This is a genomic window from Pseudonocardia sp. KRD291 (assembly GCF_019263595.1).
GTDB lineage: Bacteria > Actinomycetota > Actinomycetes > Mycobacteriales > Pseudonocardiaceae > Pseudonocardia.
Window position 1 is genome coordinate 1 of the sequence record NZ_JADQDD010000198.1, and the last position, 11826, is coordinate 11826.

11 protein-coding genes are annotated in these 11826 nt (G+C 69.8%); 8 read left to right on the top strand and 3 right to left on the bottom strand.

Annotation, left to right across the window (positions count from 1 at the left end; all coding sequences use genetic code 11):
• The 6 genes from I4I78_RS32975 to I4I78_RS22925 all read left to right on the top strand — a co-directional run.
• Positions 1-1921, top strand: a 1921-nt coding sequence (locus tag I4I78_RS32975; protein WP_226380266.1) for a site-specific integrase, incomplete at its 5' end; no start/stop codon positions are given.
• A 48-nt stretch (positions 1922-1969) separates the two neighbouring features.
• Positions 1970-3225, top strand: a protein-coding gene (locus I4I78_RS22905) for an IS3 family transposase (protein ID WP_218613532.1) whose coding sequence is annotated in 2 segments (ribosomal slippage) — positions 1970-2243 and positions 2243-3225 — 1257 coding nt in all. Because the reading frame shifts where the segments join, the coding sequence is not laid out codon by codon here.
• Between the two features lie 36 nt (positions 3226-3261).
• On the top strand, positions 3262-3828 hold the full coding sequence (locus I4I78_RS22910; protein ID WP_226380267.1) for a hypothetical protein: 567 nt from the start codon (positions 3262-3264) through the stop codon (positions 3826-3828).
• Positions 3825-4412, top strand: a complete 588-nt coding sequence (locus tag I4I78_RS22915) for a DUF6262 family protein (RefSeq protein ID WP_218613533.1) — start codon at positions 3825-3827, stop codon at positions 4410-4412. The genes I4I78_RS22910 and I4I78_RS22915 overlap by 4 nt, the downstream gene beginning before the upstream one ends.
• A gap of 190 nt (positions 4413-4602) precedes the next feature.
• The gene (locus I4I78_RS22920) at positions 4603-5028 is read left to right on the top strand and encodes a hypothetical protein (protein WP_218613534.1); all 426 of its coding nucleotides are present in this window, start codon (positions 4603-4605) and stop codon (positions 5026-5028) included.
• Entirely contained in the window at positions 5025-6242 is a 1218-nt protein-coding gene (locus I4I78_RS22925) for a hypothetical protein (protein ID WP_218613535.1), read from the top strand. The genes I4I78_RS22920 and I4I78_RS22925 overlap by 4 nt, the downstream gene beginning before the upstream one ends.
• 292 nt (positions 6243-6534) lie before the next feature.
• On the opposite strand, the gene I4I78_RS22930 is transcribed toward I4I78_RS22925, so the two are convergent.
• Positions 6535-7257, bottom strand: a complete 723-nt coding sequence (locus I4I78_RS22930; protein ID WP_218613536.1) for an SDR family NAD(P)-dependent oxidoreductase — start codon at positions 7255-7257, stop codon at positions 6535-6537.
• Between the two features lie 169 nt (positions 7258-7426).
• On the opposite strand from I4I78_RS22930, the gene I4I78_RS22935 reads away from it, so the two are divergent.
• Positions 7427-7906 carry a MarR family winged helix-turn-helix transcriptional regulator gene (locus tag I4I78_RS22935; RefSeq protein ID WP_226380268.1) on the top strand — a complete coding sequence of 160 codons (480 nt, stop codon included), beginning with the start codon at positions 7427-7429 and terminating at the stop codon, positions 7904-7906.
• Positions 7907-8115: 209 nt separating this feature from the next.
• Here the strand turns inward: I4I78_RS22935 and I4I78_RS22940 are convergent, their stop codons facing one another.
• Together I4I78_RS22940 and I4I78_RS22945 are read right to left on the bottom strand one after the other, a co-directional pair.
• Complete coding sequence (locus tag I4I78_RS22940) at positions 8116-9045, bottom strand: methylenetetrahydrofolate reductase (RefSeq protein WP_218613538.1); 930 nt, start codon at positions 9043-9045, stop codon at positions 8116-8118.
• Between the two features lie 178 nt (positions 9046-9223).
• The gene (locus I4I78_RS22945; RefSeq protein WP_218613539.1) at positions 9224-9583 is read right to left on the bottom strand and encodes a VOC family protein; all 360 of its coding nucleotides are present in this window, start codon (positions 9581-9583) and stop codon (positions 9224-9226) included.
• A gap of 528 nt (positions 9584-10111) precedes the next feature.
• Between I4I78_RS22945 and mobF the strand changes: the two genes are divergently transcribed.
• Positions 10112-11826 (top strand): MobF family relaxase (gene mobF, locus I4I78_RS22950; protein ID WP_218613540.1); only part of this gene is annotated, 1715 nt, incomplete at its 3' end.

Consider the following 11826-nt stretch of genomic DNA (forward strand, 5'->3'; position numbering starts at 1 on the left):
CGACGTGGTCGAGATCCCGCAGCAGCACCCGATCTACCGCTGGGGGTGCCTGGTCGAGCGCTGCGAGCGCACCCGCCACGGGGGATCGGATCTGTGCGCCGAGCATGGCGAGCAATGGGCCCAGCAGCGTGCTCGAGGGGTCGGCAAGGCCGCGTTCGTGACCGCCGCCGGACCGTTGGAGCGGCACGTCAGGGTGGAGGAGTTGATTTGCCGCATCTGCCCGCGCCGGCCCGCGGCGCGCACCGAGCTACGGCTCTGCCAGTGGCACCTCAACCGGTGGGCGGCCCGCAAGAGGACCGTGGGACGGGCAGCGGATTTCACCGAGTGGCTCGGCGAGCAGTCGCCCGGCGACGGCTACGGGTCCTGCTTGGTCGCGGCCTGCCTCAACCTGGCCGACTCCCCGTTGGGGCTGTGTCCGTGGCACGACCGCAGCTACCGTCGGGAAGGCAGCCCGGGCGGAGCCGGGCTGCCGACGAACTGGTGGCAGCGTTACGAGCGACTCGCTGAGCCGGTTCCGGTCAGCTACGCCGAGGAGCAGGTGTTCCGGCGCTGGTGCGCCATCGCGCCGGCGCGGCCGTGGCCGGGCCAGATCAACCTGCAGGGGCTGCGGCCGCTGGTCCGGGCCGAGATCAAGTGGGGCCTGTTCATCCATACCCAACGCGCCCGGCCGACCCGCTGGGACCTGGGCTGGATCCGCTCGCTGGTGGCCACTTGCTCCGCCTTGGAAGTGGACTCCTTGATCGGTTTCGAGTTCGGTGCGGGCGGCTGCGCCGAGTTCACCGGCGCCATCGCCAAGGAGATCTTGCACGAGCTGCGGCTGGTCTACTTCACCCCGGCCCAGGCCAAGGCGGCCGGGTTCCTGGAGACTGAGCACTTCGGGGTGCGGTTCGACCAGCGCGCCAGCCATTTCGACTTGAGCGGCATCCCGCAGCCCTGGCTACGGGACCTGACCTGGGACTACCTGGCCGACCTGCTGCAATCGCCACGATGCCCGCGCACCGCCGGAGTGCCCGACGGCATCCGGCGGGCCGCCGTCGAACTGGGCGCCTTCCTACAGGTCGACGCCCCAGCAGGCGGGCACGACCCGCACGAGTTGCGCGGTGAGCACATGCGTCGGTTCGTCGCCGACCAGCGCCACCGCGAACGCGACGAGCTGCCCTCGCTGGCCATGACACGACCCGGCGGGGCGGCGAGCATGGTCACCACGACCACGCGGTCAGTGGTGTTCAACGCCGCCCGCAAGATGTTGCGCGACGCGCTGGACACCGGTGCGGCCGAGCGGATCGGGCTGGCCCGGGAGTTCATCATCGCGATGCCTACCGCGGGGGCCACCACGGGCCGCACCGCGCGCCGCCCTTTCCCCGACGACGTCGCGCGCACCCTGGCCGACGAGGACAACCTGCGCCACCTCGCCGAGATCCACGACCCGTCCGACCGCGGGCTGCGCGATGTGTGGGAGACGACGGTGACCACGGGCCGCCGCATCGGGGAGGTCCTCAAGCTGCGCTGGGACTGCATCGGCCGCTACGGCGGGTTGGCGATGCTCTGGCATGACCAGACCAAGGTCGGCAACTACGACGTGGCGATCCGGATCCCCGAGCGCCTCTACGACGTCCTCGTCGAACGCCAACGCAAGACCCTCGACCGCTACACCGCCGAGCACGGACGTCGGCCCACCGACGCCGAACGCGCCCGATTGGCGCTGTTTCCCAGCACCCACCGCAACCACGACGGCACCGTGTCGCTGACCTATCAGTGGTTCCACCACCGATTCAATACGTGGGTCGACTCCCTCGACCTCGGCCGGTGGGTGCCCCACCAGGCTCGCCACACCCTGGCGACCAACCTGCTGCGCGCCGGCGCGACCTTGACCCACATCCGCAAGTATCTGGGTCAGGTCAGCGACCGCATGGCCGAATGAACCGTCCCGGGTTCGGTGCCGCTTCCTTCCTTGTGGAGGATGTGGATCATGTCCAAGCGCTACCCGCCCGAGCAGCGTTCCCGGGCCGTGAAGATGGTGCTCGACCACCTCGACGAGTACCGGTCGGTGTACGCGGCGTGCCAAGCGATCGGCCCGAAGGTGGGCGTGGGTGCCGAGTCGCTGCGCCAGTGGACGGTGCAGGCACAGATCGATGCCCAGCAGGTGCCCGGGCCGAGCACGGTCGAGCGGCAACGGATCAAGGACCTTGAACGTGAAGTCCGGGATCTGAAAGAGGCCAACGAGATTCTCAAGGCCGCCTCGATTTTCTTCGCGAGGGAACTCGACCCTCGCCACCGCTGATCTGTGATTTCATCGATCAGATGCGTGCATGTCAATATCGGGTCGAGTCGATCTGTCGCGTGCTCACCGAGCAAGGCGTCCAGGTCGCCCCACGCACGTATCGCAACTGGAAAACCACCCAACCATCAGCTCGGACGATCACCGACGCCTATCTGACCGATGCGCTGCGCACCACGACAGGCACCCCAGAAGGCATGTACGGACGACGAAAGATGACCGCACACCTACGCCGTCAGGGCCACCGTGTGGCGGCCTGCACGATCGATCGATTGATGCGCGACGAGGGTCTGGCCGGGCTGGTCCGCGGGGGCCATCACCGCACCACGATCCCTGCCGACCACGGTGGCCGACGCGCGCCTGACCTGCTCGATCGAGACTTCACCGCGACGACTCCGAACCGGAAGTGGGTCACCGACTTCACCTACTGCCGAACCTGGTCAGGGTTCGTCTACGTCGCGTTCGTGATCGACTGCTTCTCTCGGGCGATCGTCGGCTGGCACGCCACACAGGTGAAGAACACCGCCATGGTGACCACGGCGCTGAAGATGGCGCTGTGGCGACGCGACCACGAAGGAAAGCGAATCGGCGACGGCCTCATTCATCATAGCGATGCCGGGTCTCAATATACGTCGATTGCATTCTCCGAGACTCTCGGCATTGAGGGTATCGCGGCGTCGATCGGCAGTGTCGGCGACGCCTACGATAATGCGCTCGCCGAATCCACCATTGGACTGTTCAAGACCGAGGTGATCGGTATGAACAGTCCGTTTCGGGTGCACCCGGCGAAGACGGTCGACGACATCGAGTACGCCACCATGGAATGGGTCGACTGGTACAACCACAGGCGGCTGCACAGCCTCCTTGGTTACGTCCCACCCGAGGAGTTCGAAGCCGCCTACTACGCTCAACCAGCGGCGCTCCAACCGGAGCCGCCACCAGCATGAAGCCGGCAACGAACCCGAGACGGTTCAGAACATTACGTGCATTTGTCGCATTCGGACCTGGAGGACGTGTTGCAGCACGTCTGGGTCGCCGGGCCCGGCGCGGCCAACCCTGGCGAACTGCTCGCCGGCAACACCGCGCCGCTTAGCCCCACGCAGGCCCAAGCACTGGCGATCGACCTCTCTCGCCGCAGCACGCCTGCCGAGGGCGGGTTCTGCACCTTCCAACCGGTCGTCGACGGCGGCGCCTGCCCCTGGAACCTGGACTGCCACAACTGCGACAAGTTCGTCCTGTCCGGCGCGGACCTCCTCTACTGGCGGCGCAAACGCGAACAGTGGCGGCAACTGGCCGAGGGCGCCCCCGACGATGCCACCGCCGACTACCTGCACCGCTACTTCGAGCCCACCGCCTGCGCCATCGACGGTCTGGAGAAGGCCCTGGCCGGGCTCGACCTGCTCGACCAGGCACTCGAGCTGGACCTGCGCAAGCCCCAGGACTACTTCCAGCGCGTGTGGTCCACCGCCTTCCGTGCGACCGACCTCGCTGCGGCCGTGGAATGCGAGGACGAGGCCATCGCCGGGGACTCCGGAGAAGCCTGCGCATGAACACTCGAACCGTTCCCGCATCCCGCACGGCCGCCGCGCTGGCCTCCCGCCGCAGCAACGCCCAGGCCGCCATCGACCGTGTTCAGACCGCGCTTTCCCGGCTGCGCCGGGAAAAGACCCCGGTCAGCGTCGCGGCCGTGAGTCGCCGCGCCGGCGTCTCACGCACGTTCCTCTACGCGAACCCCCACGCACGGGCCGTGGTCGCCGCCGCCATCGCCGACGCCGACGAGCGGCGAGCCCAGGCGCTCGCCGACCAGCACGACCAGCACGAGACCACCTGGCGGGAGCGGGCGCTCAACGCCGAGAACGCCCTCAAGACCGCCAACGCAGAGATCCTCAACCAGCGCACCCGCATCGGCGAGCTCCTCGGCCAGACCCGCGACCTGGAAGCCGAGTGGACCGAGCAGGGCATCCAGCGGATCACCACGGAGAACACGAGCCTCAAGCAACGCGTCCGCCAGCTCACCACCGACAACCGCACCCTCGAGGAGCGCCTGCAAGCCGCTCGCTCGAATCTGCGCTTTCAAGACCGCCGGGTCGCCGACCTGGAGGCCAAGCTCGTCGATCCAACCGCGATGACCTGACAGACCCCACCTCGTCCGAGCCCGCGGCCCGGCCACCGCACCCCGGTGGCCGGGCCGCGCCGCACGATCACCCCAACAGGCGACCGTGATCCGGGCCAGACAACGTGACGGACATGTAAGCTACGCATCAACGCAGGTCAGAGGCACAATCCGGGCATCGCCGGTCGGTAAAGTCGACGAGGCGCAGCGATTGACCAAGGACTGCATCGAGTTCCTGCGCTATCTGCACGACGACCGGCGGACCCGGTTCGCGCTGCTGCTGGTCGGCGGCGATGACGCCTGGTCGGTGCTCTCCCGCGAGCCGATGCTGCGTTCGCGGGTCTACCGGCGGGTCGCTCTGGACCCGCTGACCGGGCCGCAGGTGTGCGAGCTGATGGGCTCGTTCCACCCGATCTACGACGGCGCGGACCGCGAACTGCTGGCGCTGATCGACGACCACGTCGGACACGGGAACCTGCGGCACTGGGCCGCGTTCACCCACACCGCCGCCGACCTGTGCGCCCGGGCCGAGCGCGACCGGATCGACGAGGAGATCGTGCACAACACCTTCGCCGTTCACGGCGGCGGCGTCGACGTGGGCGGTGGCAAGGTCACCACCACCAGCGCGACAGCATGAGCGCTGCGGCGGCGGCCGTTGCACCGCCGGCCGACGTCGCGGCCACCAGCGCGACCGACTCCGTCGCCGCCGACCGCTCGCGGGTGTCCTGGGTGCTCGACCCACGCGACGACACCGCCTGCGTGCGCGCGCTGCAAGATCTGCAGGATCTGGCTGCCGGGCGGGTGGTGTGTCATCCGCGGCCCGGCGCGACCTGGCCGGCGCTGGTCGAGGACCTGCTCCGCGCACTGGGCAAGGACCCGCAGGCGCTTACGCGGGAACGCTGCACCCGCCACGGGCCACGCCTTTTGCGGGTGTGGCTGCGCGCCGAGCAGGTCAGCGATCTGGTCGTGCTGCGCGCGCACCGGCTCCCTCCGGTCCTCCTCGCCCGGCTGGTCGACCTCGCCGCGGACTGCGACGTCGCGCTCTGGCTGGTTTGGCACCACCACAGCACCGCCCCGCTGCCGTATCCGCGCATCGGTTGGGTAGGCGCGGTGGGCACCCTGCTCGCCGCGCTGGGCATCGCGTCGAGCACGTTGACCGAGCGCGAGGTGTACATCGCCGCCTTCGCTGCGGCACGCCACGAGGCCCGGATCTGGCGCCCCGACGGACACCGGCTCGGGTGGAAACTCCCGACCACGCAGCACGCCTGGCCGGGCTGCGACGTCGGCGCGCTGCTGCAGCGCCTGACCGTCGACGCCGCCACCGGCGCGGAGCTGCGGACCCGGCTCCGCGCCGCGCAGGACGGCTTCGCCGCCGAACACCGCCGCCTGACCCTGCCCGAACTGGGCCCGGCCACGGTGGCCGCTCTCGGGCCCCGGCTCGCACCGGCCACGGTCACGCGGCTGCGCCGGCTCGTCTGTCCGGTCACCGCCGCCGCGGTGGCACTCGCGCTGGCCACCGACGCCGAACCACGCTTCCTCGCCCATCACCTCGTCCACGCCGGCGCCGAACAGATCGCCCTGCTCGCCGGGCTCTACCGCGTCCCGGAGCGGGCCCGTCCGCCAATTCGGGCCGCGATCGGAACCCATGACGACCCCGCGCCGGGGCAACCGATGTTCGCCCCACCCGGCCACCTCTACCTCAGCGCGCAACGCCTCGCACACCGCGTCGCCCGCGGCGCAACCCTCGCCGGGATCAGCCCGCCCACGGCCGCACGACCGCTCTACGGCATCCATCCGGCCACACCGTTCGGTGCGACCGTCGCTCAGGTAGCCAGCGTCACCAACGATTGACCCCTCGGCCCTGATCGATCCCAGTGCCACTTACCTGTCGCCGCGTGCCACTTATCTGTCGTTCGCCAGTGCCACTCTGGCGTCGCTCCACAACCGCTTCGCCTCTATTGATCTTGTAACTGACCACCGTGCTGATCATTGACTGTTGTAGAACGACGGCCGAATGACAGTGATCGGCTTCTGTGCCGGGGGCGACCGTGCCGCCTCGACCAGGCGCTCAGGCGACGCCCCGCGTGATGTGTCATCTGGGCCCGTGGCAGTGGCTTCGCCGACGCTGAGAGCGCTGCGTCGATCAGCGGCTGGTGCGTTCGCCGCCGTTGACGGCGAGGACCTGCCCGGTGATCTGCCGGGCGCCGGGTGAGGCGAGGAACTCGACGGTGGCTGCGATGTCCTCGGGATGGCTGGCGCGCCGGGTGAGAGCGCTGTCGACGAGGGTCTGGCGGGTGTCGTCGGAGAGTTTGTCGCGGAAGAATTCGGTGTCGGCGACATATCCGGGTGCGAGGGTGTTGACGGTGATGTCGGTGGGGCTGAGCTGGGCGGCGAGGTCCACGGTCCAGGAGGCGAGGCCGGCTTTGGCGGCTCCGTAGGCGCCGGCGCCCTTGTCGGCGGCGATGGAGCCGATGTTGACCACGGTCCCGCCGGGCTGTAGCCGGTCGCGAAGTGCCGTGGTGACCAGGACCGCGGAGAGCAGGTTGGCCTCGAGGTTGGCTCGCCACGCTGCGGCCACACCAGCCAGGTCGGTGGGGTCGTCGTGGTCGAAGTCGGTGTTGCCTCCGGCGTTGTTGACCAGTACGTCGATCCGGTCGGGGAGCTGGGAGAGTGCGGCGGTGACCTGGTCGGGGTCGGAGGCGTCGAACGCGACGGGGACGGCCCGCTCGTCGAGGCCGTCGACGGCCTTGGTCAGGGCGTCGGCGCGCCGCCCGGTGAGTACGACGTAGTCGCCCCGGGTGTGGAAGGCGGTGGCAGCGGCGCGGCCGATTCCGGTAGCGGCGCCGGTGACGACGATGGTGCGCATACACTTCCTCTCAACGACTTCAGGCCTAAATTTTAGCACTAAAATAAGGGAGGTGGGTGTGGGGGCCGATAGTGGACCGGGTCCGGCCGGGGAGAGTGGGGGCTCGGCGGCTCGTGGGTCGGGCGCGGTGGAGGCGGTCACTGAGGCGTGGGCGCGGGAGCGTCCGGGCATGTCGGTCGAGGGCATGTCGGTGGTGACCCGGGTGTGGCAGCTGGCCAAGCTGTTCGGTGACCAGCGTCGCCGGGTCGTAGCCGACGGGGGCGCTGATCAGGCGACCTTGGACCTGCTCTCGGTGCTGCGGCGGGCCGGTGAACCCTACGAACTCTCCCCCGGGGAGATCGCGCGGCGGGCGATGGTCACCGCCGGGGCGATCTCGCAGCGTCTGGCCCGCGCCGAGCAGGCGGGACTCATCGAGCGGACTCGCGCGGCGGGGAGTCGACACCGGACCGTGCGGTTGCTGCCCGCCGGCCACGACCTCGTTGAGGGTCTGGTCGGGCGCATCGCCGACCTCGACGACGACCTGCTCCGTGCTCTCGCCCCCGCCCAGCGCCGGCACCTCGAGCAGCTGCTGTACACCGTCGTGGCCGACGTCGAGCACCGCTACGGCCCCGACCGGCTCACCCAGGTCGGAGCCGACCGGCCGCAGTGAGCGGAGCCGGGTGGCTCAGGTAGTGGCCGAGCGGGCCGAGAAGGTAGCCAGTTATCCCCCGGTGCCGGTCATCAGCACTCCTGTGAGCTGGCGGCCTGGCGCGGGATACGACCCAACTGCGACCTGGGCTGGAGAGTGACGGGTGAGAGACAGTGGGTTGGCGCCACCAACGCGACAGTGGTGCCGCTATGGCCACGCCTGCTGACCGGTCAGTCCGACGGGCGGTGTAGTTCCTGCCGCAGCCGCGCGGCGAGCTGCACCGCCTGCTCGATCTCCGCACGCCGACTGGACACGCTCTCGACGTTGAGCCCGAACGGGATGCCGAGCCGCCGGCAGTACGCGATGAGGTCGAGGGCGGAGGACAGGGACTGGTCGTAGGAGGTCCTCAGGACGTCGTCGGAGTGCTGCAGTTCGTTCTGGATCCAGCGGGGCACGTCGACGCCGAGCCAGGTCAGGAACTCCAGGGTCTTCATCGAGCCCGCGACCGTGAAGGTGAACACGATCGGGGCCGGGTCGAGGCCACGGGCGGCGCACTCGAACCGGTAGTCGGAGACAAGGTTCTTCACCGCGTTCACGTCATAGACGACCTGTGTGACGAAGAACGAGCAGCCAGCGTCCTGCTTCGCGAGCAGCCGCAGGTGCTCGTCGTCGCGGCGGGTGTGCCGTTCCGGGATGGCGACGCCGCCGACCGCGAGCTCCGGGCTCGCCTCCGCCCGCAGCTCGTGGGCCTGCTTCAGCGACATCGCGACCTCCTTTTCTCGCGAGGAGGCTCCGACGAAGACCGACAGCACCCGGTCGGGGTCCTGGGTGTCTAGCCACGGCCGCAGGTCGGCCTCCGGGTACTTCCCCACCGCGCGGTAGACAACGGTGGGCGCGGTCCAGGCGGTGAGGTGCCGCGTGAGGTAGTCGGCCGGGTCCATCGTCGCTACGAACGGGAACGGCCGTTCCTCGGCGTTGCGGTCGCTCTCGTCGTCGATGTCGTAGAGCACGAGGCCATCGAGGGCCAGCGGGCGGAGCCGGTCCAGCGTGGCGTCGGCGATTTCCTGGGCGCGCTCCGGCGAGGTCGATCGCCGGGGTGGGGTTACCGCGAAGAGCAGGAACTCGCTGTTGCGTTCCGAGATGCGACGCCGAAGATCCATGACGACAACCGTACGGGCGAGCAGTAGCCACCGGGCTGTGGACCACGGCGATGTGTTGAGCGCGGATATTCTGTCATCCCGCGCGCGAGATGCTTGTCAGCGACCTTGGAGCCATCAATTTCCGCGACCGCCAGCTGTGCTCTGTCCGAGGCCCCGCACCGCCTGGTACAGGCGCGCCTCATCCCCGAACAAGCAGTTGGCGTCCTTCGGGGTCGGTCAGCCGGACGTAGCTGCCCCAGGACTCCGTCACAGGCTCGGTCGTCTCGCAGCCGTGCGCCTTGGCCGCATCCGCCAGCGCCTGTAGATCGCTGGCGTGGAGCCCGATCGGGTACTGGCTGTCCGGGTCCCGGTCGAAATCAGAGGCCTTGCTGAGCACCAGGGTTGTCTGCGCGCCCGCCGGCGCGACCTCGAGCCATCGGGCGCCGTCCCACATCTCGGCGTCCGTGACGACCGAGAAGCCGAGGACGTCGACGAAGAACCGGCGCATGTCGTCCTGGTCGGCTACGGCCAGGGTCGCCCACGCGATGCGATCGATCATGCCGGCAACGTAGCGCAGGCACGTCTAGATAGCGTCGCTATCCACTGGCATCTCGCCTGCGCGGTCACTGACGTTATCTCCGCCGCCCACTGTCAATATCTCCGCGCTCAACAGATCAGCCCACCGGGTGGCAGGCGCTGCTGGCCCGCCCGGGCACCCGATCGGTCAGCCCACAGAGCCTCGCGCACCTCGTCGGTCGTGGCTCGACCCTCGCCTCGGTCGACGCACCTCCGGCCGCACGGCCGCTGTACGGCACCAACCCTGCGACCCGGTTCGCCTCCGACTTCACCAGCCACGCCAGCGTCACCGATCTCCCCCAGCTACTGCAATTCTGACGACGCCTACTGCAACTTCGACGACGCATCCCACTGCAGTTCTAGCGACGCTCCACAACTCTCACTTTGACGTCGTTCCACAGCCAACCGCTTCACACCTCTACTTCTGAACCGCCAAAGATACTGCCACTACAACTGCACACACCTATGCACAGTGTTTGTGATCTTGGGGCGGTGCGGTATGATGTTGATCATGCTGCGCATCTCCGCGATCTCCGCCGGGGCGGTGGAGTACTTGGTGCGCGGCTCGGGCTGCACCGACCACGAGCACTCGGTGGACCTCGACGAGGGTGCCGAGCAGACCGCGGAACGCTCGGCCGGGATGGAGCAGGAGCTCGGCGGTCAGGGGCCGGCGTACTTCGAGGCGGCGGTGTCGCACGGGGAGCCGGAGGGCCGGTGGTTCGGGACCGGGCTGGAGGCGATGGGCATCAACGCCCGCTCCGGCGAGGTAGTCGACGTCGACGACGTGCGGGCGGTCTTCGGGCAGCTGCGTCGGCCGGAGTCGAGCGAGGAGGCGCCGGAGTTCCTGGGCCGGCGGCCGCCGACGTACAAGACCGAGGAGCAGCGCCTGGCCGCGCTGGTGGCGAAGGAGCCGGGCGAGCCCACGCCGGAGCGGCTGCGTGAGCTGGAGACGGCCGCGGCCACTGATGGCCGCAAGGGGGTGGCCTACTACGACTTCACGTTCTCCGCTCCGAAGAGCGTGTCGGTGTACTGGGCGGCGTTGCTGGCCGCGGGTGCCGACGAGCAGGCGGCGGCGGTCGCGGGCGCGCACGACAAGGCGGTGGAGATCGCGATCTCGTACGCCGAACAGCACGTGGCCTACACCCGGACCGGGTGGCACGGGCGGACCACCACGGGCAACGAGTCGGTGGGCAAGCACGAGGCCGGTCAGGGCACCGTGTGGACGTTGTGGCGGCACTCCACGAGCCGGGAGAACGAGCCGCAGCTACACACCCACGGCGCCCTGTTGAACCGCACGGTGACCGCGGACGGGAAGATCGGCGCCCTGGATGGGCGGTCGTTTCGGGCCTACAAGGAGGCGTTCGCGTCCGCGTATGAGCGGGCGCTGGAGCAGCTCACGACGGAGGCGACCGGGGCGCGGTTCGCCGAGCGCGCGGACGGTGTCGCGCGCGAGATCGTCGGGGTGGATCCGGAGTTGATGGCCGAGGCCTCGACCCGGCGCGGCCAGGTGACCGCCCGGGTGGACGAGCTGGTGGCTGCCTACGTGGACCGCAATGGCTACGAGCCGGGGCCGGCCGCGCGGAAGGCGATGGCCGACATGGCCACCCTGGACACGCGGGCGCCGAAGGGCACCGAGTCCGGTCCGGCCGGGGTGGCCGCCTGGAGCGCCGCCCGGGTGGAACGCCTGGTGGACTTGGTGGACGAGGTGGCCGTGGCCGGCCACGACCCGGCCGAGCTGGCCACCGGGCCCGCGCCGGTGGCCGGGCATGCGGCGACCGCGGAGCGGGCCGGTCAGGAGCTGGGTACCGGCCCGGTGGCCGGTGGCCGCCCGGCGGTGGCCGGTGAGGTGGTGGCCGGGGTGGACCGGGAGGCGGTCATGGCCGCCGCGGTCGCCGACGCGCAAGCGCAGTACTCGGTGTGGACGATCGGGAACCTCTCCCACGCCCTGGACCGCCGGCTCGGGGACGCCCACGAGCTCGGCGTCGAGGCGGAGGCGCGGCCGGCGTTGCTCGAGGCGCTGGCGCGGGAGGCGCTGGCCTCGACCGGGGTGGTGCAGGTGTCGGCGCCGGACCCGGTCGCGGTGCCGGCGGAGTTGCAGCGTGTCGATGGCGGGTCGATCTACCGGCGGGCGAACGGGGAGCGCTACGCCACCGCTGAGCACCTGACGATGGAGGACCACCTGGTCACGATGACCCGGGCGCAGACGGCGCCGGCGATCGTGGGGCC

What these genes read in the sequence shown, in the direction of transcription:
- I4I78_RS22930 (WP_218613536.1), bottom strand. Translation starts at nt 7,257, where the DNA reads ATGCGCACCATCGTCGTCACCGGCGCCGCTACCGGAATCGGCCGCGCC.
- I4I78_RS22915 (WP_218613533.1), top strand. Translation starts at nt 3,825, where the DNA reads ATGAACACTCGAACCGTTCCCGCATCCCGCACGGCCGCCGCGCTGGCC.
- I4I78_RS22940 (WP_218613538.1), bottom strand. Translation starts at nt 9,045, where the DNA reads ATGGATCTTCGGCGTCGCATCTCGGAACGCAACAGCGAGTTCCTGCTC.
- I4I78_RS22925 (WP_218613535.1), top strand. Translation starts at nt 5,025, where the DNA reads ATGAGCGCTGCGGCGGCGGCCGTTGCACCGCCGGCCGACGTCGCGGCC.
- I4I78_RS22945 (WP_218613539.1), bottom strand. Translation starts at nt 9,583, where the DNA reads ATGATCGATCGCATCGCGTGGGCGACCCTGGCCGTAGCCGACCAGGAC.
- I4I78_RS22935 (WP_226380268.1), top strand. Translation starts at nt 7,427, where the DNA reads ATGTCGGTCGAGGGCATGTCGGTGGTGACCCGGGTGTGGCAGCTGGCC.